At 63.7% G+C, this 20,925-nt stretch carries 19 protein-coding genes and 3 tRNA genes; 12 read left to right on the top strand and 10 right to left on the bottom strand.

The genetic code is table 11. The features are described from left to right. Nucleotides 1-18 precede the first annotated feature (18 nt). The 3 genes from ACV17W_RS20180 to ACV17W_RS20170 all read left to right on the top strand — a co-directional run bounded on the left by ACV17W_RS20180 (nucleotide 19) and on the right by ACV17W_RS20170 (nucleotide 2,943). Nucleotides 19-1,629: an MFS transporter gene (locus ACV17W_RS20180; RefSeq protein WP_462594139.1), complete on the top strand. Its 1,611-nt coding sequence runs from the start codon at nucleotides 19-21 to the stop codon at nucleotides 1,627-1,629. A gap of 77 nt (nucleotides 1,630-1,706) precedes the next feature. Continuing rightward, nucleotides 1,707-2,450 (top strand): GntR family transcriptional regulator, encoded by a 744-nt coding sequence (locus ACV17W_RS20175; protein WP_462594138.1) that lies wholly within the window; start codon nucleotides 1,707-1,709, stop codon nucleotides 2,448-2,450. Nucleotides 2,451-2,469: 19 nt separating this feature from the next. Next, nucleotides 2,470-2,943 carry an OsmC family protein gene (locus ACV17W_RS20170; RefSeq protein WP_462594137.1) on the top strand — a complete coding sequence of 158 codons (474 nt, stop codon included), beginning with the start codon at nucleotides 2,470-2,472 and terminating at the stop codon, nucleotides 2,941-2,943. A gap of 117 nt (nucleotides 2,944-3,060) precedes the next feature. Here the strand turns inward: ACV17W_RS20170 and ACV17W_RS20165 are convergent. Both ACV17W_RS20165 and ACV17W_RS20160 read right to left on the bottom strand, forming a co-directional pair. Beyond that, nucleotides 3,061-3,137, bottom strand: a tRNA-Arg gene (locus ACV17W_RS20165). Between the two features lie 92 nt (nucleotides 3,138-3,229). After that, on the bottom strand, nucleotides 3,230-4,447 hold the full coding sequence (locus ACV17W_RS20160; RefSeq protein ID WP_462594136.1) for an MFS transporter: 1,218 nt from the start codon (nucleotides 4,445-4,447) through the stop codon (nucleotides 3,230-3,232). A 130-nt stretch (nucleotides 4,448-4,577) separates the two neighbouring features. On the opposite strand from ACV17W_RS20160, the gene ACV17W_RS20155 reads away from it, so the two are divergent. From ACV17W_RS20155 to ACV17W_RS20145, 3 genes are all read left to right on the top strand, one after another. Then, nucleotides 4,578-5,381, top strand: coding sequence for an AraC family transcriptional regulator (locus ACV17W_RS20155; protein ID WP_462594135.1), 804 nt, complete (start codon nucleotides 4,578-4,580; stop codon nucleotides 5,379-5,381). Nucleotides 5,382-5,511: 130 nt separating this feature from the next. Next, a complete protein-coding gene (locus ACV17W_RS20150) occupies nucleotides 5,512-5,901 on the top strand; it encodes a DUF6152 family protein (RefSeq protein WP_462594134.1) in 390 nt (129 codons plus the stop codon). Then, on the top strand, nucleotides 5,902-6,366 hold the full coding sequence (locus ACV17W_RS20145; protein WP_462594133.1) for a DUF2214 domain-containing protein: 465 nt from the start codon (nucleotides 5,902-5,904) through the stop codon (nucleotides 6,364-6,366). A 174-nt stretch (nucleotides 6,367-6,540) separates the two neighbouring features. Here the strand turns inward: ACV17W_RS20145 and ACV17W_RS20140 are convergent. The 3 genes from ACV17W_RS20140 to ku all read right to left on the bottom strand — a co-directional run bounded on the left by ACV17W_RS20140 (nucleotide 6,541) and on the right by ku (nucleotide 10,374). After that, nucleotides 6,541-6,617, bottom strand: a tRNA-Arg gene (locus ACV17W_RS20140). A gap of 71 nt (nucleotides 6,618-6,688) precedes the next feature. Then, the gene (gene ligD / locus ACV17W_RS20135; RefSeq protein ID WP_462594132.1) at nucleotides 6,689-9,451 is read right to left on the bottom strand and encodes a DNA ligase D; all 2,763 of its coding nucleotides are present in this window, start codon (nucleotides 9,449-9,451) and stop codon (nucleotides 6,689-6,691) included. Between the two features lie 2 nt (nucleotides 9,452-9,453). Next, nucleotides 9,454-10,374, bottom strand: coding sequence for a non-homologous end joining protein Ku (gene ku, locus ACV17W_RS20130; RefSeq protein ID WP_462594131.1), 921 nt, complete (start codon nucleotides 10,372-10,374; stop codon nucleotides 9,454-9,456). A gap of 140 nt (nucleotides 10,375-10,514) precedes the next feature. Here ku and ACV17W_RS20125 point away from each other — a divergent pair, with 140 nt between their 5' ends. The 5 genes from ACV17W_RS20125 to ACV17W_RS20105 all read left to right on the top strand — a co-directional run bounded on the left by ACV17W_RS20125 (nucleotide 10,515) and on the right by ACV17W_RS20105 (nucleotide 15,299). Then, complete coding sequence (locus ACV17W_RS20125) at nucleotides 10,515-11,081, top strand: cysteine dioxygenase family protein (RefSeq protein WP_462594130.1); 567 nt, start codon at nucleotides 10,515-10,517, stop codon at nucleotides 11,079-11,081. Between the two features lie 98 nt (nucleotides 11,082-11,179). After that, nucleotides 11,180-12,787 (top strand): PAS domain S-box protein, encoded by a 1,608-nt coding sequence (locus ACV17W_RS20120; RefSeq protein WP_462594129.1) that lies wholly within the window; start codon nucleotides 11,180-11,182, stop codon nucleotides 12,785-12,787. Between the two features lie 183 nt (nucleotides 12,788-12,970). Continuing rightward, nucleotides 12,971-14,248, top strand: coding sequence for a putative Na+/H+ antiporter (locus tag ACV17W_RS20115; RefSeq protein ID WP_462594128.1), 1,278 nt, complete (start codon nucleotides 12,971-12,973; stop codon nucleotides 14,246-14,248). A gap of 209 nt (nucleotides 14,249-14,457) precedes the next feature. Next, nucleotides 14,458-15,108 carry an MDR/zinc-dependent alcohol dehydrogenase-like family protein gene (locus tag ACV17W_RS20110; protein ID WP_462594127.1) on the top strand — a complete coding sequence of 217 codons (651 nt, stop codon included), beginning with the start codon at nucleotides 14,458-14,460 and terminating at the stop codon, nucleotides 15,106-15,108. Continuing rightward, entirely contained in the window at nucleotides 15,105-15,299 is a 195-nt protein-coding gene (locus ACV17W_RS20105; RefSeq protein ID WP_462594126.1) for a hypothetical protein, read from the top strand. Before ACV17W_RS20110 ends, ACV17W_RS20105 begins: the two co-directional genes overlap by 4 nt. A gap of 13 nt (nucleotides 15,300-15,312) precedes the next feature. Here the strand turns inward: ACV17W_RS20105 and ACV17W_RS20100 are convergent, their stop codons facing one another. Together ACV17W_RS20100 and ACV17W_RS20095 are read right to left on the bottom strand one after the other, a co-directional pair. Further along, nucleotides 15,313-16,278, bottom strand: coding sequence for a tripartite tricarboxylate transporter substrate binding protein (locus ACV17W_RS20100; RefSeq protein ID WP_462594125.1), 966 nt, complete (start codon nucleotides 16,276-16,278; stop codon nucleotides 15,313-15,315). After that, nucleotides 16,275-17,093 (bottom strand): amidohydrolase family protein, encoded by an 819-nt coding sequence (locus ACV17W_RS20095; RefSeq protein WP_462594124.1) that lies wholly within the window; start codon nucleotides 17,091-17,093, stop codon nucleotides 16,275-16,277. The genes ACV17W_RS20100 and ACV17W_RS20095 overlap by 4 nt, the downstream gene beginning before the upstream one ends. A gap of 126 nt (nucleotides 17,094-17,219) precedes the next feature. Between ACV17W_RS20095 and ACV17W_RS20090 the strand changes: the two genes are divergently transcribed. Beyond that, a complete protein-coding gene (locus ACV17W_RS20090; RefSeq protein ID WP_462594123.1) occupies nucleotides 17,220-18,128 on the top strand; it encodes a LysR family transcriptional regulator in 909 nt (302 codons plus the stop codon). A gap of 174 nt (nucleotides 18,129-18,302) precedes the next feature. On the opposite strand, the gene ACV17W_RS20085 is transcribed toward ACV17W_RS20090, so the two are convergent. From ACV17W_RS20085 to tilS, 3 genes are all read right to left on the bottom strand, one after another. Continuing rightward, nucleotides 18,303-18,395, bottom strand: a tRNA-Ser gene (locus tag ACV17W_RS20085). A gap of 70 nt (nucleotides 18,396-18,465) precedes the next feature. Continuing rightward, nucleotides 18,466-19,731: an aspartate kinase gene (locus tag ACV17W_RS20080; protein ID WP_462594122.1), complete on the bottom strand. Its 1,266-nt coding sequence runs from the start codon at nucleotides 19,729-19,731 to the stop codon at nucleotides 18,466-18,468. 97 nt (nucleotides 19,732-19,828) lie between these two features. Next, nucleotides 19,829-20,893, bottom strand: coding sequence for a tRNA lysidine(34) synthetase TilS (tilS, locus tag ACV17W_RS20075; RefSeq protein WP_462596597.1), 1,065 nt, complete (start codon nucleotides 20,891-20,893; stop codon nucleotides 19,829-19,831). Between the last annotated feature and the right edge of the window lie 32 nt (nucleotides 20,894-20,925).

Here is a 20,925-nt window from a genome sequence, read left to right as displayed (position 1 = left end):
ACCGGACAGGGGGAAAACATGGAAACGCTGGCTGGCAGTATGAGCAATCCCGCGCCTACTCAGACTGCGCGCAGCAAAGAAATGCGCAAGGTCATCTGGGGCGCCTCGTTGGGCACCGCGTTCGAATGGTACGACTTCTTCGTATACGGCGCGCTGGCCGCCGTGCTGGCGCCACTGTTCTTTCCGCCCAGCATGGGCCAGACGGCGGCGTTCCTGGCCAGCCTGGCCACCTTCGGCGTGGGGCTGGTGCTGCGCCCTTTCGGGTCGCTGGTCTTCGGCCGATTGGGCGATCTCGTGGGGCGCAAGTACACGTTCCTCGTGACCATCGTCATGATGGGCATCGCCACCATCGGAGTCGGACTGCTGCCGACATACGCCACCGCCGGCGCCTGGGCCCCGGCCCTGCTGGTACTGCTGCGCTGCATCCAGGGCCTGGCCCTGGGCGGTGAATACGGCGGCGCCGCCACCTATGTGGCCGAGCATGCGCTGGACAGCAGGCGCGGCGAATACACCAGCTGGATCCAGGCCACGGCCACGGCCGGCTTCCTGCTGTCCCTGCTGGTGGTGACGCTGAGCCGTTATGCAACCACTCCCGAGCAGTTCAATGACTGGGGCTGGCGTCTTCCATTTCTTTTCTCGGTCGTTCTGCTGGGCATCTCTATCTATATCCGCGCCAAGCTGCATGAGTCGCCGGTATTCCTGCAGATGAAGGCCGAAGGGAAGACCTCGCGGCAGCCGATACGCGACGCATTCGGCAACTGGGCCAACCTGAAGTACGTACTGTTGGCCCTGTTCGGCACGGTCGCCGGCGTGACCGTGCTGTGGTACACCGGGCAGTTCTTTGCGCTGATATTCCTGATGAAATGGCTGAAGGTAGAGCCGACGACCGCGTACATGCTCGTATCGGTGGCTTTGTTGCTGGGTACGCCGTTCTTCGTGCTGGCCGGCTGGCTGTCGGACCGTCTGGGACGCAAGCGCGTCATCATCACGGGGTTCATCGTGGGAGTGCTCGCCGTGATTCCCATCTTCAAAGGCCTGACGCACTACGCGAATCCGGCACTCGAGCGGGCGATCTCTTCGTCGCCGGTGTCGCTGGTTTCGTCGGAATGCCGCCTGCGTTTATTTTCCGGCCCTGAAAACGCCTGCGAACGGGCCCGCGAACTGCTGAATACCGCCGGCGTGCCGTACACCCTGGTACCGGCTACGGAGCCGGGCGCCCGGGTACAGGTGGCAGGAAGCGAGGTGGACGGGGCCGACGCGGACGCTGTCGCCAGCGCCCTGAAGGCTGCCGGCTATCCCACACAGGCGAACACCCAGGATATCAACCGGCCCATGGTCATACTGCTGATCTGGCTGCTGGTGGTGATCGGCTGCGTGGTGTACGGACCCAATGGAGCCTATCTGGTCGAGCTGTTTCCGACCAAAGTACGCTATTCCAGCATGTCCATGGCGTACCACATAGGCACCGGCTATTTCGGAGGCTTCGCGCTCTACTTCGCCACGCTCATTTCGACCACCACCGGCAATATCTATGCAGGCCTTTATTACCCCATTGTGGTGGCGGTGATCTCCATCCTGGTGGCGGGCTTCCTGCTGCCCGAAACCAAAGGGTGGAAGCTGAATCGGTAGCGCCCTGCACGGGCCGCGGCGCGGTCCTCACTGCCTGGATATAATACAGCCCGGTATACACATTATCGGATGCCCCAATGACCCAGGCTGGATCCCGCGCCGCGTACGCTCCCGATTTTCCGACTGACGAAAGCGCCGCCGCGCCACGCAAGCGTACAGCGCTGAGCTCCGCGGCCATTTATGAACGCATCAAGACCATGGCCGCCACTTACGAGTTCAAGCCCGGCGAGCGCATCAATGAAATCGAGCTGTCTAAACAGCTCGAGGTCAGCCGCACGCCGCTGCGCGAGGTGCTGAACCAGCTCATGGTAGAGGGATTCCTCGAGCGCACTGCCAACAAGGGGTTCACCAGCCGGCCGCTGGACGCCAAGCAGGTCTTCGATCTGTACGAGTACCGCCTGGGTATCGAAACCGCGATCGCGCGCCTGGCCTGCCGGCGTGCCAGCGACGCCGAAATCGACGCCCTGGACGCAGCGACGCAGCACGACACTTCGATTCCCGACGATACCGACTCGGCCGAGCTGCTGGCGCTGGATGAAGAATTCCATATGGGCCTGGCCAGGCTGACCCACAACGAAGAATACGTACGGGCGCTGGACAACATCAATGCGCGCATCCAGTACGTGCGCTGGATCGACATGCGCAACGGCCGTCGGCCTTACACACAAGCCGAACACGTCGGCATCATCAACGCGCTGCGCGCTCGCGACGAGGCCGCGCTGGTGGCCCTGCTGGAATCGCACATCGCCCGCCGCCAGGACCAGATCACCGAAGTCATCAAACTGGGCTATTCCGAGATCTACACCCGCAACCGAACCTGATCCGTCATGCGAGGACCTCATGAAAGGCATCGAGACTACCGTGACCTGGGCACGCCAGCCGCACGAAGCGTTTTCCGATCTGCGCTATAGCCGGGCGCACACCTGGCGATTCGATGGCGGCGCGGAAGTCGCCGCGTCGTCGTCACCGCATATCGTGCCCCTTCCGCACTCCGTGCCCGAACATGTGGATCCCGAAGAAGCCTTTGTGGCGTCGATTTCGAGCTGCCACATGCTGGTGTTCCTGGCCATCGCGGCAAAACAGGGCTACGTGGTCGACAGCTATGAGGATCGTGCGACGGGCCATATGGAAAAAAACGCGCAGGGCCGGCTGTTCATCAGTCGAGTGGACCTGCGCCCGCGCGTGGTCTATCGCGGTTCGGTACCGGATCCGGCCACAGACCAGGCCCTGCATCACCAGGCCCACGAACAGTGCTTCATCGCCAACTCGGTCCACACAGCCATCGCCACCGCGCCTGAATCGTTGGCGGGCTGACCGCCGGTACGGCTGGCAGCCGTTGTGGCGGGGCGGCCACCCGCATGCGGCGACCACGGTTTTCGCATTTGCCGATGCAAAAGAAAAAGGGCCTCGCATTGGAGACCCTTTTAAATTTGGCGCGCCCGGCAGGATTCGAACCCACGACCCCTTGGTTCGTAGCCAAGTACTCTATCCAACTGAGCTACGGGCGCTGGTAAAGAGGCGAAATTATAACGGATATTGTTTTTTTGTCCAGCCGTGTCTCGGTGCCCCCCAATTGCGGGGTGAGCATCGGGCCTGGCGCCTAGGCCTTCTTGCGTTCGATATCGGGTAGCAGGAACGCCACCAGCCCCAGCAGCGGCAAGTAAGCGCACACCTGATAAACGTAGGCCAGGCTGGTCATGTCGGCCAACTTGCCCAGCGCCGCCGCCCCCAGCCCGCCCATGCCGAACGCGAAGCCAAAGAACAGGCCCGCGATCATGCCCACCTTGTTCGGCACCAGCTCCTGCGCGTACACGACGATGGCAGAAAAGGCCGACGCCAGAATCACGCCAATAATCACCACCAGCACGCCCGTCCAGAACAGGTTCGCATACGGAAGCATCAGGGTAAACGGAGCGACACCCAGTATTGATGCCCAGATCACGATCTTGCGCCCCACCCGGTCGCCCACCGGGCCGCCCGCCACAGTACCGAAAGCCACGGCCGCGAGGAACAGGAACAGATACAGCTGCGCCGAACGTACCGACAGATCGAACTTGTCCATCAGGTAAAAGGTGAAGTAGCTGTTCAGGCTCGCCATATAGAAGTATTTGGAGAACACCAGCACGCCCAGTATGCTCAGCGCCCAGACCACCTTGCGCCGCCCCGGGGGAGCCGCGTCGCCCGCCGCGCGCGGCTTGGGCTTGAGCAGTGCGCGATTGGCCCCGTACCAGCGGCCGATGCCGATCAGGACGACCATGCCGAACAGGGCCGCCACGGAAAACCAGGCCACGCTGGCCTGCCCGTGCGGGATGATGATCAGCGCCGCGAGCAGCGGGCCCAGCGCCGAACCCACGTTACCGCCCACCTGGAAAAGCGATTGCGCCAGCCCGTGCCGGCCACCTGAAGCCATGCGGGCCACGCGCGATGATTCAGGATGGAATACCGAAGAGCCGGTGCCCACCAGCGCTGCGGCCACGAGCAGGTAGGGCAGCGATGGCGCAAAGGCCAGCATCAGCAGGCCCACCAGCGTGAAGCCCATGCCCACCGGCAACGAATACGTGGTGGGCCGCTTGTCGGTATACAGGCCGATGCAGGGCTGCAGCAACGAAGCCGCCATCTGGTAGACCAGTGTGATCAGCCCGATCTGCGCAAAGCTGAGATTGAACGACTCTTTCAGCATGGGATAGATGGCCAACAGGATCGACTGGATCATGTCGTTCATCATGTGGGCCACGCTGATGGCGCCCAGTACTTTGAAGGCGGTGGCCGGCGCAGGGGTCGATGCGGGGGGCGGTACGGGTGCAGCAGTCGTGGTCATGGCGCAGCAGTTGTCTCGGAACGGCAGGAAATACACAAGGGCGTGTCTACGCACGCATGGCCCAGTGTATAAAGTCCTTGACTCGCGGAAGTGCCAATCTTCGTCGCATAAATGACATAAGCCCCCCAACATGGCCCGTCGCCCTCCCCCGCCTCCCGACCCGTCTCGCAGCCGCCGCGCCGACGACTACCAGCACGTTCCGCGGCAGGTGACTGCCATGGCCAAGGATTTCGTGCCCAGCGAATCGACCGGCCCGCACAGCCATCCGCGCGGGCAGCTGGTGTATGCCATAGAAGGCATGATGCGCGTCAGCACACCCGACGGCTTCTGGACGCTGCCACCGTTGCGAGCCCTGTGGGTACCGCCGGACACCGTACACGGCATCCAGATGGTCGGCACGGTATTGATGCGCACGCTCTATGTGCACGCCGACGCGGCCAGCGCATTGTGGGACCGCTGCCAGGTGATCGAGGTATCGGACCTGCTGCGGGAGCTGATTCTGGCGCTGGCGGCCGAACCCATCGAATATGCGCTGGACGGCCGTGGCGGACAGATCGCCGCGCTGTTGCTGACGGAACTGCGCAGCGCCCCCGTCATTCCGATGCGCATCCCGTGGCCCGAAGATCGCCGCCTGCAGATGGTATGCCGCGCCATCCTGGCGCAGCCAGGCATGGCGCGCACCATCGACGATTGGGGCGATGAAGTGGGCGCCAGCGGCCGCACGCTGATCCGCCTGTTCCAGGCCGAACTGGGCCTGAACTATCGACAATGGGTTCAACAAGTGCGCCTGGCCGAGGCGCTGCGCCGCCTTTCACTGGGCCAACCGGTGGCCCGTGTTGCGGGCGACCTGGGCTATCGCAGCCCCAGCGCCTTCAGCGCCATGTTCCGCCGCGCGCTGGGCTCGCCGCCGCAAGCATATTTGAGCGACCGCTAGCCACCGCCGCCGGCGGCAGGTGGCGCGGCCGCCCCTATGCGCTGCGCGCCTGCGCCGGTATAGTGATGATGCCTGCGGCGCTATCGCGGCGGGCGCGCAGCCCCTGTCACCCATCATGAAACGGTGAGCCATGGCGTTTACGAAGCTTGTCGCAACCTTCGCCGTGCTGGCGTCCGCGGGCCTGCACAGCCTGCCTGTCTGGAGCCATCATGGCTGGTCATGGGCAGATGCCGACCCCATCGAATTGCAGGGCACTGTCCAAAAAGTGCAGGTCGCCCCACCCCATCCCTGGATGGACGTCGAAACGACCGATGGAGTCTGGCGGGTCGAGCTCGGCAATCCTTCCCAGACGCGACGCTCGGGGTTCGACGAGAGCTCGGCTGAGCCGGGCGATTCCATCGTGGCCACGGGCAACCGTGCCCGGGATCATGCCGAGAAACGCATGAAAGCCGTGCAGATCACCGTACGCGGCAAAACCTACGACATCTACCCCGAACGCATCAAGAAGCCGGGTTCCTGAATGCTGGAATGGCTCTCGGCGCTGCCTCATGCGGCGCTGCTGCGCCGGTGGGAGACGGCGTATATCCTGGTCAATGCTGCGCATATCGCCGCCATCGGTCTGATGTTCGGCTGCATTGCCGCACTCGACCTGCGATTACTCGGCCTGGCTCGACAGGCGCCGCTGGCGGGCATGGCGCCCTATCTTGCCAGGCTGGCCGCCATGGGTCTGGGGCTGGCACTGGTGAGCGGCTTATGGCTGTTTTCGGTGCAGGCTGCCGAGTACGCCAGCAACCCGGCCTTCCTGATCAAACTGCTGATCGTGGGCCTGGCCGTCGCGAATGCGCTATGGCTGCATGCCGGGCGTCATTGGCGCGGCGTCGTGGCGGATCACCAGATCGCCGTGCCCGTGCGTGCCCACGCCGCGGCGTCGCTCGGCCTGTGGCTGTGTGCGATTGCGGCCGGCCGCTGGATCGGATTCGTATAGGCGCCGCGCCCGCTGTCTCTCGCTCGTGCGGCCGGCCCGCCCTGGCGGTCCACCGGAGCACGTCACAAGGGGCCTGTACCGGACGGCCGCCGCCTCTCCGGACGATTTCGCGCGTGACACGTCCGCCAGACCGGCAAAGAAAAAGGGCCTCGCAATGGAGACCCTTTCAAAATTTGGCGCGCCCGGCAGGATTCGAACCCACGACCCCTTGGTTCGTAGCCAAGTACTCTATCCAACTGAGCTACGGGCGCTGCAAAGACGACGACTATAACACCTTTTTTCCGGACCTCGCAAGTTCCACGCCACATCGGGCGCCCCCCGGCTATCCGCGATCGAACCCCAACGCCTTCATGGCGCTGCCGAGAGACTGCGGCCGGTAGTCGTCCCACGGCGTATCGCCCACGTCGAGCCGTTCATGCACATTGGCGATCGTCCAGCGATCGCTGCGGTCGATATCGCCCAACTCGTCCCAGGCCAGGGGCACGGAAATGCCTAGCCCGGGACGCGCGCGCGCCGACCAGGCCGCGACCGTGGTGGCGCCGAAGCCATTGCGCAGATAGTCGGCAAAAATCTTGCCGACGCGATTCTTGGGGCCGCTCTTGGCCACGAACAACTGCGGCACCGTCCGCGCCAGGTGTTGCACCACGGCTTGCGAAAAGTCTTTCACGACGTCCCAGTCGTACTGCTTGCGCAGCGGCACGACAATATGCAGGCCCTTGCCGCCACTGGTCTTCAGCCAGGCCTGCAAACCGATTTCGTGCAGCAGTACCCGTACGAGCTCGGCGGCCTGGCGCACCGCCGGCCACTTCACGCCTTCGCCGGGGTCCAAGTCGAACAGCATGCGGTCCGGCCGGTCGATCGCCGACTTGACGGCGTTCCAGGTGTGGAACTCCACTACGTTCATCTGCGCGGACGACATAATGCCCTGCAAAGTCGCGACCTCGGCAAGCGGCGGATGTTTCGGATACAAGCTCTGAGGCAAAGACTTCACGCCCGGCATGGTGTCGATGTCCGGATGCTTCTGGAAAAACAGTTCACCGCCGATGCCAGCCGGCGCGCGCACGAATGACACCGGCCTGGCGCGCAGGTGTTCAAGCAGCAATGGCGCCACCAGCCCGTAGTAACGGGCCAGGTCCAGCTTGGTAAGACCCGAAGACGGATCGATGACGCGCTCGGGGTTGGTCAGCTTCGCCGGACGGCCTCCCCCGCGGGCGGCCACGGTTCCGCTGGCCTTGCCGCCGCTTTTCGTGGCTGCGGAAGAACGGCCGTGCGCCGGGCCGCGAGACCCGCCGTTCGCCCCCGGGGCGGTTTTGGCCCTGGCCGGGGCGGCGCCCTTCCCGCGCCGCGCGGGCGCGCCAGCACCGACCTCACGGGCCGACACCGGCTGCTCACGCTCGATCGCCTTCGCAGGCTTATCGCTGCGTAAACCACGGAAGGTGGCCTGGCGCACATGGCCGGAAGCCGTCCATTCCGCAAAAGACACCTCGGCTATCAGCTCCGGCTTGACCCAATGCGCCCCGCGCGCGGACGAGGCGCCCGCTTCCAGCGGGCTGTGTGTCGACTCCAGCGACTTCAGCTGCCGCGCCAGCGACTCCAGGCCGCGCGTATCGAAGCCGGTTCCCACCTTGCCCGCATAGCGCAGTTCGCCCCGCTCGCCATGCACGGCCAGCAGCAAGGCGCCAAAGCCGGCACGGGACCCCTTGGGCGAGGTGTACCCCACGATGACGAACTCCTGGCGCTGGGCGCATTTGAGCTTGACCCACGAGTCGCTGCGGCGCGATACATAAGTTGCATCACGGCGTTTGCCGATGATGCCTTCCAGGCCCATTTTGCATGCCGAGGCCACCAGCTGGCTGGCCGGCGCCTCCAGTGTTTCGCTGAAACGCACCACGTCGTCAAGCGGCTCGCGATAGGCCTCGACGAGCTGCCCCAGCCAGGCCCGGCGCGCGTGCAGCGGCTCGGCGCGTATGTCGCGTCCCGCCACAAATGGCATATCGAACACGTAGTAAATGATGTCGCCCGTGCGTTCGCTGTCGAAGGCGTTCTGCAGCGCCTGGAAACTGGGCGTGCCGTTGTCGGACAGCACCACGATCTCGCCGTCCAGCCAAACCGTGGGCACTTCAATCTTTGCGAGGGCGTGAACCAGATGGGGCAGGCGCTCGCTCCAGTCGTGCCCGTTGCGCGTATACAGACGCACGTTGCCATTCTCGATGCGCGCAAGCAGGCGGTACCCGTCGTACTTCAATTCGTACAGCCAGTCGCCGGCCTGCGGAGGGCCGTCCACCAGGGTGGCCAGTTGCGGCTTGAGTTCGGCCGGCATGGCGGCGGGAGTGCCCGGTATGGGCGCATCGGCAGAGGCCTGAACCGCTGCTGCCTTGTCCGACGCTGCCTGAGGCGCGCCCTTGCCCGCGCCCTTGCCCGCTGCTTTGCCCGCGGCGTCCGCCGCAGCGGCATGCCCAGCCTGGGGGCGATTGGTATCGGCGCCCTTTCGGCCGGCCTTGCCGGTCGGCGCGGCGCGTGCGCGGCTGGATGCCTTGCGCAAGGGCACGACGCTGTCAGGCATTTCGTCCACGAGTGAAAACTCGCTTTCTGCCCTGGCATGTTCATCGCGGTCTTTGATCAGCAGCCACGGCGGCTGCTTTTCGCTTTCTTTACCCTTCAGACGGATCAAGGCCCACCGCCCCTGCATCTTGTGGCCTTGCAGATCGAACTTCAGGTGGCCATCACGCCACCCTTTGCGCGGATCTCCCACGGGCAACCAGACGCCCTCGTCCCAGATGATGACTTTGCCGGCTCCGTACTGGCCCTTTGGAATCTCGCCTTCGAACTGGTTGTAGGCGATGGGATGGTCTTCCACCTGTACCGCCATGCGCTTGACCGAAGGATCATAAGTCGGCCCTTTCGGCACGGCCCAGCTTTTCATAGCCCCATCGAGTTCGAGGCGAAAATCGTAATGCAGCCGGCTCGCCCAGTGCTTCTGAATCACAAAGGCGCGAGCCTGCTCATTGGACTGCCCGCCCTCGGCAGGTTCGGGGGTCAGGGTGAAGTCGCGTTTCTCGCGGTAACGCTTCAGCGTGTCGCCCATCGTCAAGCCGCCTTGCGCGTGCTGCCAGTCTTGCCGGACTTGGCGGCTGTTTTCTTGGTTGCCCGCTTACGGGGCGCGGCTTTCTTGGCCGCCTTCGCGCTGCTCTTGCGCGCCGGGGCGGCCTTTTTCCCCCCCTTCAGGCTGCGCTGCAGCAGTTCGGTAAGATCGATGACGTTGTCGGCGTAAGCCGGCGATTCTTCCTGGGGCGTGATCACCGTTTCGGTCTTGCCGGCGCGCGCCTTCTTCTCGACCAGATCCATCACCGTGTCGCGGAATTCGTCGCGGAATTCTTCCGGGTCCCAGGGGCCCGACATATCCTCTACGAGCATCTTGGCCATTTTCAGCTCGCTGGCGCTGGGCGTCATGTTCTTGGCGCCCACCGCCGGCAAGTCCAGGCCTTTCATCGACTTGACCTCTTCGCCCCACCGCATCAGATTCAGTACCAGCGCGTCGCCGGACGGAATCAAGGCCGCCAGGTGCTGCTTGGTCTGGATCACGACCTTGGCAATGCCGATCTTGCCGGTCTTGGCCAGGGTGTCGCGCAACAAGGCATACACCTTGTGCCCGCGGTTGATCGGTTCGACGTAATAGGGGCGCTCCAGGTACACGAAGGACACCTCGGCGGCGTCCACGAAGCGCTGAATCTCGATGGTCTGGGTGGTGCGGGGGTAGGCCTCCGCAATTTCATCCGGGGACAATATGACGTACTCACCATCGTGATAGGCGACGCCCTTCACGATGTTCTCGCGGTCTATCTCTTTACCGGTGCGCTTGTTGATGCGCTTGTAGCCGACCGGGTCCATGCTGCGCTTGTCCAGCCAGTCGAAATCCACCCCGGAATTGGTGGTGGCCGTGTGCAAGCCCACTGGGATGTGGACCAGCCCGAACGAAATAGCGCCCTTCCAGATTGTTCTCGTCGCCATGATGCACCCCGTCAAGATGCCGCCATCGCGCGGCCCATGAAACACCGCTGCAAATAGCGTGCCCGGGTTGCCCGGCCACCCATTTGCGGCCGGTATGGCCAACCCTCTATAGTCACGGCTTGAGAAAGAATCCACCCACCATGCACCATCGGCTCAATTCATTCGTAGAAGCGCTGGACCAGGCCGTATCCGACTCCAACGCCGAGCACGCCCTGCTCGACCGCGTGGGCATGGCCATGCGCCAATTGGTTCAATACGACGACTGGCTCGATCCGGCCTATGGCGTGCCGCATCCCGAGCACTACCAGCAGTACTTACTGCACCGCGATGAACGCGGCCGTTACTCAGTGGTGAGCTTCGTGTGGGGCCCAGGGCAACGAACTCCGATCCATGACCACACCGTCTGGGGAGTCATCGGCATGCTGCGCGGCGGCGAGATCGGCACACGCTATCGCCTTGACGGCACCCGGGCCATCCAGGAAGGGCCAGCCACCACGCTCGAGGAAGGCGGGATCGAGTTCGTGTCGCCTACCCTGGGCGACATCCATCGGGTCCAGAACGCCAGCGACGACGATGTGGCCATCAGCATACATTGCTACGGCGCGGATATCGGCCGGGTTCGCCGCCACGTTTACTATGACGACGGACGCGCTCCCAAGGTATTCGTTTCCGGGTACGCATGCCCGGGCCTGGCCGATGGCCACTAGACCCGCGGCGCTCTATTTCCTTTTTCCATCCGTCGCTCAATAATACAAATTTCCAAGTTATTTCACTGAACATTGCGTCCATGCCTACGAACATCCCTATGAGCACGACGGGCGCACATCCGGGCAGCCTGTCCGATATTGACGAGGCGTACCGTTACCAGCTTCTGGTTGAAGCGGTAATGGACTACGCCATTTACCTGCTCGATCCCGAAGGCTATATAAGCAGTTGGAACGCGGGAGCCGAACGCTTCAAGGGCTACCGCGCGGAAGAAGTGATAGGCAAGCACTTTTCCTGTTTCTACACCGATGAAGACCGCGCCGCCGGCAAGCCCGCGCTGGCGCTTGCGACGGCGGCACACGAAGGGCGCTTCGAAGCCGAAGGGTGGCGCGTGCGCAAAGACGGCACGCGCTTCTGGACCAACGTGGTCATTGACCCCATACGCAACAAATCCGGCAAATTGCTGGGTTTTGCGAAGATCACCCGCGACATCACCGACCGGAAGCAGTCGGAACAAGAACTTCAGATGGCGCGCGAGGCGCTGCACCAATCGCAGAAACTCGAGGCACTCGGGCAGCTGACCGGCGGAGTCGCCCACGATTTCAACAATCTGCTGATGGTGATACGCGGCTCCGCCGAGTTGTTGCGCCAGCCCGGGCTTACCGAGCGCAAGCGGCAACGCTACATCGACGCCATATCGACCACGGCCGACCGCGCGGCGCACCTGACGCGCCAACTGCTCGCCTACGCGCGCAAGCAGCCACTGCGTCCCGTGACGTTCGATGTGCGCAGCTGCATCGAAGGCATGCAAGACCTCATCCATGCCACCAAGGGCTCTTCCATCGACATCCAGTACGATCTCGGCGCCGAACCTTGCTATGTGCATGCGGATCGCAACCAGCTGGAAACCTGCATACTCAACATCCTCATCAACGCGCGCGACGCCATGCCCGACGGGGGCGCGTTGCGCATCAAAGTGGGGTCGGTGGATGCCGTGCCCGCTACCCGGCATCACCCGGCCGCCGACTCCCCCCACATCGCCATTTCCATCACCGACACCGGATCGGGCATCGCGCCTACCGACATCGACCGCATCTTCGAGCCGTTCTACACGACCAAGGCGCCTGGCCGCGGTACTGGCCTGGGCCTGAGCCAGGTGCTGGGATTCATGTCGCAATCGGGAGGACTGGTCGATGTAAACAGCGCGCTGGGATCAGGCACGACCTTCCTGCTGCATCTGCCCGTGGCGCAACCGCTGGGCTACGAAGACTTGCTCTCGCCCCAGGCGGGCTCGCTCGACGCCATGCTGCGCCCCAAGTACCGGGTGCTGCTGGTGGAAGACAACATCGAGGTCAACAACATCGTGACCAGCCTGCTGCAAGACCTCGGGCAACAAGTCACGACCGCAGCCAATGGCAGTGAAGCGCTCGACACGCTCGAACAGCAGCAGGGCGCGTTCGACCTGGTCATTACCGACATCGTCATGCCCGAGATCAATGGCATCGACCTGGCCCAGCGCATCAATGCGCAGTGGCCGGACATCCATATCGTGCTGGCCACGGGCTACAGCCATGTCCTGGCCGAATTCGGGCCCACCGAGTACGAGCTGCTGCACAAGCCTTATTCGGTCGAGGCCTTGACCAAGGTCGTGGACTCCGTCCGTCAGGCGCGCGAGCTGCGGCAAGGTTCGGTGCCGGCCGCAACATAGGCCCGCGCCGACCGCGAAAGTATCCGCTGGCAAAGCCTTTCGCAGTGCAATCCAGGAACCGGGGCCGGGAGCGGGCAACATCACGCTCCCGGCTTTGATACACTGCGCGACTTGGGTGTCCGGCAACCTCTTGCCGGGCAGGCTAGAGCGCAGGTCGGGCCGCCGCGCGGAGATCCCGTGCCCATGCAGAACGCCTCTTTCGCCACTTTCGACCTCGTCGCCGCCTTCATCTTCGCCCTGGCCCTGCTTCATACTTTCGCGGCCAAGCAATTCGAACGTCTTTCCCACCGCTATCCGCGTCACGCCGGGCTGTTTCACCTGCTGGGAGAAGTCGAGGTTGTATTCGGGTTCTGGGCGGCGGTGCTCATTGCGGCCATGGCCGTGGGCCTGGGCGGCCGAGAGGCGCTGGCTTATGCCGAATCGCGCAATTACACCGAACCGCTGTTCGTATTCGTCGTGATGGTAGTGGCCGCCTCGCGCCCTGTGCTGCATACAGTCATGGCAACGGTGGGCCGGATTGCGCACGTATTGCCGGTCAGGACCGCCGTGGCCACCGCCTGGCTCGGCTTGGCGGTTGTGCCGCTGATGGGTTCGCTGATTACCGAGCCCGCGGCCATGACCATCGCCGCATTGCTGCTGGCGCCGCAAATATTCACGCAGTCGATGCCCAGCCGCGCCAAGTACCTGGCCCTGGGCGTCCTGTTCGTCAATATATCCATCGGCGGAACCCTGACATCCTACGCAGCGCCTCCCGTCCTGATGGTGGCCAGCACGTGGAACTGGGACTCGGCATTTATGCTGGCCAACTTCGGCTGGAAGGCGGCAATCGCCGTCGTCATCAACGCCACCATTGCCACCTACGTCGTCAGCCGGCACCTGGTCGCCGCGCCGGCGGCCCAGGCAGCAGCTGAAGCGCAGAGCACGGCCCGGATTCCGCTGTCAGTGGTGGCGGTCCACTTTGCAACACTGGCTGCGGTCGTCATGCTCGCCCACCACCCGGTCGCCTTCCTGGGCCTGTTCCTGCTGTTCCTAGGCTATACCCAGGCCTACGACCGGCACCAGAGCCCGCTCATTATCAAAGAAGCGCTGCTGGTGGGCTTTTTCCTTGCCGGTCTCGTCGTACTGGGCGGCCTGCAGCGCTGGTGGCTGGAGCCCATCGTGTCCGGCCTGCAGCCCTTGGCATTGTTCTTCGGATCGCTGGGCCTGACTGCCATCACCGACAACGCTGCGCTGACATACCTGGGCTCACTCATCCCCGGCATGTCCGACGACGCCAAGTACATGCTCATGGCAGGCGCGGTCGCTGGCGGAGGCCTCACGGTGATCGCAAACGCGCCCAACCCTGCCGGTGTGGCGCTGCTCAAGCGCGGGTTTTCCGATGAAACGGTCAGCGCAGGCGGCCTGCTGCTGGGCGCGCTGGGGCCCACCGCTATTGCGGCATTGGCCTTGTTGATGCTCTGATTCGATCGCCTTGCAACGCAGGCGTTGATAGCGGCATAGGCAGGCACGCGCACATTCGGCTCCCTTGCCTGCCAGCCGCCGGATCGAGCGGCATGGCGGTCATGCGAATGCCGAATCGTCACGGCTGCCGCATGCACTGAACCGGGGCCGCGCCAGACCGGTCGAAATCGCCTTACGCGCTGGATGTACGCCGCAACGACAAGAGCACCGTGTCGTTCTGGACGATGCTGGAATTCGGGCGTCGCATGAACGGTAATCCACGCAAAGGTATCCGAGTCCTGAACGTAAGTGACGACTTCATTCGCGAGGACCTGCGCATCGAGGTCGGCTTCTTATCGCGCTCTGTACGCGTGATCCGTACGGTCGAGCTGATCCGATCGCCCTGGCCCAGCAGCGAGCTCCACCTGGTGGATGAACGTATTGTCGCGCTCGCACCAACATCGCTAGACGATGCCGCAGCGGTAGCCTTGCCGCGGACATCCATCGCCGCCTACGAATTACTGTTTGATCCACGGCGCGTCCCGAAGAATGGTGGTGCTGGCCAGACCCTGCTGAGGGTCGGCGGTGCGGGTGCCGTCGGCTCAATACTGGTCCAACTGGCTCGCGAGCTTACCCAACTGACTGTGGTCGCCACTGCCTCGCGGCAAGAAACGGGGCAATGGTGCCTGGACCTGGGCGGGCATGCCGTGATCGATCATCGCATGCCGCTGTCGGCTGGACTACAAGCCGCAGGCATCGGCCAGGTGGATTATGTTGCGGCGCTGACCCAGACTGGACAGCGCTATGCAGCGATCGTCGAAAGTCTGAACCCTCGAGGCGCATCGGCAGTGATCGACGACACGGAGTACTCGACGCCATGAAACTCAAGACAAAATCCATTTCGCTGCACTGGAAGCTCATGTTCACGCGATCGTTCTGCGACACCCGGCTGGGGCTCGATCGCCCCGCCAGTCACGCAATTTCCCTGGTTACCCGCAACCCTTTCCGATGGCCTCTCGTCCGGCACCCAGTCGCTGGTATCGTGTGGCTCGAGGTCAGCCCGCCGCCGTGACGGGCCGCGTGGATCAATTTACCGCAATGCCACTCTGCTTGACGACGTTCTGCCACTTGTCGATTTCTGAGCGGCGGAAAGCCTCCAGTGCTTCAGGTGTGGAACCGACGATCTCCGCCCCCATGCCTTCGAGCTTGCTCTTCACTTCCGGATCCTGAAGTACGTCGGAAAGTGCTGCCGAGATTTTTTCCACGATGTCCCTGGGCGTGCCCGCCGGCGCAAACACGGCATTCCACTCGTACGATGCGAATCCTGGCAGGCCCGATTCGGCAATCGTCGGCAATTTCGGGAGGACGGTTGAGCGCTTCTCGCCGCCCACGGCAATGGGACGCAGCTTACCCCCCTGAATATGCTTCGACGCCGAACCCAGGCTCGCGAACATGAGGGGCACTTGGCCGGACATCACATCGACCATGGCTGGGCCGCCGCCTTTATAGGCGACATGCACGAGTTTCGTGCCGGCCATGACGTTGAACAGTTCGCCGGCCAGATGCTGCGCCGAGCCGGGTCCGGCCGAGGCAAAGTAGGCAGGACTCGATGACTTGCCATTCGTGATTACGTCCTGGACAGAGCCGAAGATCTTGTTGTCCGGTGTGGTAACCAGCACATTTGGCACGCGCAGCAGCAAGGACACGGACTGGAAATCCTTGAGTGTGTCGAAACTCATTTTGGATTGCAGGGCCGGGTTCTGGGCATGGCTCGACGCGTCGAGCATGAGGGTATAGCCGTCCGGGTCGGATCGCGCGACCGCAGCCGCGCCTATCATGCCGCCGGCGCCACCCTTGTTGTCGATGACAACTGATTGGCCCAGTATGCTCGACAGCTTGGGCCCGATGATGCGGGCAACGGTATCCACGGTGCCCCCGGGCGGGTAGGTTACGACCATGGTAATAGCCTTCTCGGGCCATGCCGCTCGCGCTGCCGTCAGCGGCAGCGCCGCGGCGAGGAGGGTCACGGCAAAGGTGCGGTAACTGATCATGACGTCATGTCTCCTTGAAAACCAAAGCAAGTTCTGGGATTTGTCGTAAGTATGCGGTGGTGCAGTTCCGGATCGCCGATCCAGTCATCCAACGCGTGGCGGCTTTGCGCATACGTCACGCCCGGATGCTGTGTGTGAGGCCAATCGCTACCCCACAGCAACCGGTCCGGGCCGACGTGCTTGAGCAGAAGCTCGGCCGTCAGTCGCGCTTGCGTACCGGAGGGTTCGCTCCAATTCCGGTATGCACCGGACAGCTTGACCCAAAGGTCATATTCGCCGGCTGCGTCGAGCAGCCAGCGGAATCCGGGGTCAGCCGTGCCCGCCGCAGGGTCGGGGCGGCCGAAATGATCGACGACCACACGGCAGCGCGTGGGGCGCAACGCCGTCATGATGTCGGGCAACCTGGCGGCTTCGACGTGCAGTTCGACGTGCCATTGCAGCTCGCGGACGCAAGCCAGCAGATCAGGCCAGGCGCCTGCATCCACGGCGGGCAGCGGCTGGCCGATAAGGTTCAGGCGTATGCCGACAATGCCCGCCAGCGCCAGGCGTTCCAGCTCCGCGACATTGGTACCCTCGTCGATGACGATCACCCCTTTCAACCGGCGCGGTGCTTGGCGTATGGCACAGAGCATGTATTGGTTGTCCGTGCCGAGGAAACTGGGCTGGATCAGTACACCTGCCGCCAGTCCGTGAGCGTCGAGGTGCGATAGGTAAGACTCCAGTGGTGCGTCATAGTCGGGCGTGTATCGGCGTCCCGCTGCGAGCGCGAGAGAACGGACGAAAGCGTGCGCGTGAGTATCAACAGAAAAGGACACAACGTTGACCAATAAAAGGGCTGCCTGGATGCTCGCGGCTACCCGCGCCAGGAGCATGGGCAGATTCTAGGAAGGCTTGATATATTTATCTATCCATATTTCTATGTTTTTATATAAGGTCTTGTGATGGATATTCGCCGACTGGAAGAATTCCTTGCTGTTCTGGATGCGGGCAGCCTGAGCAAGGCGGCGCAAGCAATGAACGTGGCCCAGCCGGCCTTGAGCCAATCGTTGGCACGGCTGGAACGCGAACTTGGCGTGCGGCTGTTTCATCGTTCCCGGCGAGGCGCGGAGCCCACGGCCGCGGCCCGACAGATCGCCGAAGACATCCGCAGCGGCGTGTTTCGCATCATCAATGCCAAGGACGCGGCCCAGGCCATCGCACAGGGACGCGCGGGAGTGCTTCGCGCGGGCCTGGTCTCCAGCGCCTTGATTGACATCCTTCCACGCGGCTTGCGCGCCCTGCGCGCGTATGCGCCAGGCGTACGCGTCGTATTGCACGAAATGAGCAACGCGGAACAGGCCCGGGCGTTGTCCTGCGGCGAAATCGATGTCGCGCTGGTCCATACGCCCATCGCACTGACTGGCGTCATGCACGAGAAAGTGCTCATGCGCGAACGCCTAACGGCCGCTGTGCCGGCCGACCTCTCCCTGGAGCGGCGAGATCAGATACATATGGCGGAGATTGCCCGCGCAGGCTTGGTCATGTTTCCCCACGCGCAATTGCCAACGTTCTACGAGTCAGTGATCGACGCCTTCCGCAAAGAAGGCCTGGACGCCGAGGTCGTGCAGGAGGCCAACCGCACGCTCACGGTACTTGCCTGCGTGGCGGGCGGATGTGGTGTCGCATTGCTGCCCAGCTGGATACGCTCACTCGACTTCAAGGGCGTCCGATTTTGTGAAGTGATTGACGGGGCCCGCCTGCCCAGCTTCGACGTCAGCGCGATCTGGCACAAGCGCGCGGTGCCGGGACTGGCTGACGCTTTCGTGCATGCCTGCGAAGACGCCGACGCACATGAATCTAAACTGGTTTGAGAGCAGATCTGCGAATAACCTCCGCCGATCGAGCAAATTTCTTATTCATAGATTCAACGAATCCGATGCTCAGCAGAGATTAGCCGGGACCAGGGGGGATCAATACGGACTTAAGCTGTTGATCTCTCAAGACCAATAAAAAAAGCCCTCGATTTACAAGGGCTTTTTCGGCTCTGGCGGAGACGGTGGGATTCGAACCCACGATGCAGTTTTTAGCCACATACTCCCTTAGCAGGGGAGCCCCTTCAGCCTCTCGGGCACGTCTCCGCAGAACTTGCGATTCTAGCACGCTTTTTTTGGCCCACACCAGCTGCGCGGGCCGGAAAACGTGCTTCGATCAAGCTTTTTCAGCGGGGCTCTGGTCCAGGCCGAACGCCTTGTGCAGCGCCCGCACGGCCAGCTCCATGTACTTGTCATCGATGATGACAGAGGTCTTGATTTCGCTGGTGCTGATCATCTGGATGTTGATGCCTTCCTGGGACAGCGTCTGGAACATCAGGCTGGCGACACCCACATGCGAGCGCATGCCGATGCCCACGATGGACACCTTGGCGACCTTGTCGTCGGTGATCAGCTCGCGGGCCTGAACGGCCGGCACGACTTCACGGTTGAGCAGGTCGATGGTGCGCTGGAACTCGTTGCGGTTCACCGAGAACGAGAAGTCGGTGGTACCGGCCACCGACTGGTTCTGCACGATCATGTCGACATCGATGTTGGCGGCGGCGACCGGGCCCAGGATGGAATAAGCGATGCCGGGTTTGTCGGGCACGGCCAGCAAGGTGATCTTGGCTTCGTCGCGGCTGAAGGCGATGCCGGAGACAACGGCGGCTTCCATTTTTTCGTCTTCCTCAAAAGTAATCAGCGTGCCCGAAGTCATTTCTTCTTCGAGCGGAATGAGCGGGTCGGTCAGTGACGACAGCACGCGCGTGGGCACGCGGTACTTGCCGGCGAATTCCACCGAGCGGATCTGCAGCACCTTGGAGCCCAGCGACGCCATTTCGAGCATTTCTTCGAAAGACACCACGTTCATGCGGCGCGCCTCAGGCACCACGCGGGGGTCGGTGGTATAGACGCCGTCGACATCCGTGAAAATGAGGCATTCGTGGGCGCCCAGCGCCGCCGCCACCGCCACGGCCGAGGTATCGGAACCTCCGCGACCCAGCGTGGTGATGTGGCCGTCGGGGTCGATGCCCTGGAAGCCGGTGACGATGACGACCTTGCCGGCGTCCAGGTCGGCACGGACGCGGGCGTCGTCGATGGAGGTGATGCGGGCCTTGGTGAACGAGGAGTCGGTGCGGACCGGCACTTGCCATCCCGCGTAGCTGCGCGCGGGCACGCCCTCGGCCTGCAGCGCCAGCGACAACAGGCCGCTGCTGGCCTGCTCGCCGGTGGCGGCGATCATGTCGAGCTCGCGCGGATCGGGCTGGTTGGAAATTTCGCGGGCCAGGCCCAGCAGGCGATTGGTTTCGCCGGCCATGGCCGAAGGCACCACCACGACTTGGTGACCGGCCGCGTGCCACTTGGCGACGCGGCGGGCCACATTGCGGATGCGCTCGACCGAGCCCATCGAAGTACCGCCATATTTCTGAACGATAAGGGACATCTCGTGCTCTGGCTGGAAACCCGCCCCAACCGGGCAGGCAAAGCTTGGCATTTTAACGCGTGCAGCTATTTTTCGCTGACGGGCGCGGGCGGGAACCCTACGGCCGCCCCTCTATCCAGACACGGCCCCGATGGCAACGCACGAGGTGCCCCGCGTGCGCCACCTGCATCTGCCGGTCGTGGCCCAGGCTGTGCAACTGCCGCAACTGGCGCAGCAGGTCGGCCAGGCGCGACTGGGTGGGCATGCGCGCGCCGTGCAGGCGCAGCCAGTAGCGCAGAACCTGCGACTGGCGAGCTTCGGGCAGTTGACGCCAGGGCGCGAGACCGAAGCTGATGAAATCGGCCGACGGTTCAAGGCTGGCAAGATCGCTGCGTGCGACTTCTTCGACGATGCTGGCCGCTTCGGCCATGTGGCGGGCATGATCGGCCAGCCGAGCCTGCCAGCCGGGCCAGCGCGCATCGAGCACGGGGCTCAGCAGTTCGCGCACCGCCGCCCGGGCATACCGGGCATCGGCATTGGTAGGGTCTTGCACGGGCTGCCAACCGTGCATCCGGGCAAACGCCTCGGCCGCGCGAAGCACCAGTGCGCGGTCGTGGCCCAACCAGGGGCGCAGGTAGGTCAGGCCGTCTCGCGACATGACGGGCGCCATGGCCGCCATGCCGTCCAGGCCCGTACCGCGCAGCAGGCGCAGCAGTACGGTTTCGGCCTGGTCGCGCTGGTGATGAGCCAGCAGGATGTGGCTGGCGCCGTGTTCGCGCGCCAATTGCGCCAGAGCGGCGTAGCGGACATCGCGCGCCGCGGCCTCGATGCCCAGGCCGCTCGACGTGGCCACCCGCGCCCGAACGGTGTGAACGGGCACCGCCAGGATGCGGCCCAGGTGCTGCACGTGCGATTCCCACTGGTCGGCCGGGGCCTGCAAGCCATGGTGGACGTGGAATACCAACAGGTCGATGCCCAGTTCGCGCGCCAGGACGCTGGCATGAGCCGCCAACATGGCCGAATCGGCGCCCCCGCTGACGGCGGCCGCCACTCGCGCATGCCGGGCGGACAGCGGCTGCAAGGCGGCCGATAGTGCCGCCGCCAATGCGGCCGAGGGAAAGTCAGCGCGGGCGTCTGGGGCCTTGACCGTCGCGGCGGTGGGGGGCGGCCGGGTGGGATTCATCATGGAATGACCCTGAATCCGGGCGACAACGC

Source organism: Bordetella sp. MIP270_01_BMS (genome assembly GCF_054958705.1).
Note: the sequence above shows the minus strand (reverse complement) of the source record. Positions and strands in the feature narration are given on the sequence as shown.